Annotated in this window: 1 protein-coding gene; it reads right to left on the bottom strand. The window is 56.7% G+C overall.

Annotation, left to right across the window (positions count from 1 at the left end):
• Positions 1 to 418: 418 nt before the first annotated feature.
• A complete protein-coding gene (locus tag EOA22_RS39665; protein ID WP_276327777.1) occupies positions 419 to 550 on the bottom strand; it encodes a hypothetical protein in 132 nt (43 codons plus the stop codon).
• Positions 551 to 743: the final 193 nt, after the last annotated feature.

Genomic DNA, 743 nt, shown 5'->3' with positions numbered 1-743 from the left:
GGATCAAGATATTCTCGATTGCGTTCGGAATGGGCGTCGTCACCGGTGGCGATGGCCCAGGACGGCTTGAAGGCGCGGATCGAGGAGATCATGCCGAAATTGAAACGGCGGAAGGGTGAATGAGACGGCTTGCAGTTGCGCGCACGCGTACGCGTCCACCGAATGTGACATTAGCGCAACCTGATTGAGCTAACGAACACGCGAACAGAACAGTCGCTTGACGATCAAGGCAGACTGCGACAGCGTTTGCCGTCCGGGGGTAAGCGGCGCACGGCTCGTCGAGAGCTAGTAAAAAGGGGCAGGGGCCTTTCTCGACGAGCCTGCCTCGGACATACCCGCTCGCTAAGGGAGATCGGCGACAAGGTGCGGGTCGAGGAGATCACGCCGAAGGTGAAGAAGCGCTGACGTCGTCCTAACTTCAAATGAGCCCGGAGAGGTGGAATAGCCTGGCAACTCGCACGCCAAGGCCAATAATGGTTTGGCCATCATTGGCGGCGAAATCCCAACCGAAAAATGCTGCCCAGCCAAAAAGCAGGATTGAGAAGCGCATTAGCACATTCTAAAATAGATAAATTGAATAAGCGTTAAAGGCTTCTTTTGCGCGCTGGCATTGGCAGGGCTTCCCCAGTGCGCTTTTACAAAGGGGCGATACTGGGGAGGGACCAGGGTAGGGGTTCAGGGCAGCGGAATCGGCTTGTCGCTGAGTGTGCGCAAGTACGCGATCACGTTGACCCGTTCGGTCT

The organism is Mesorhizobium sp. M7A.F.Ca.US.014.04.1.1 (assembly GCF_003998745.1).
Lineage (GTDB): Bacteria > Pseudomonadota > Alphaproteobacteria > Rhizobiales > Rhizobiaceae > Mesorhizobium > Mesorhizobium ciceri.
Note: the sequence above shows the minus strand (reverse complement) of the source record. Positions and strands in the feature narration are given on the sequence as shown.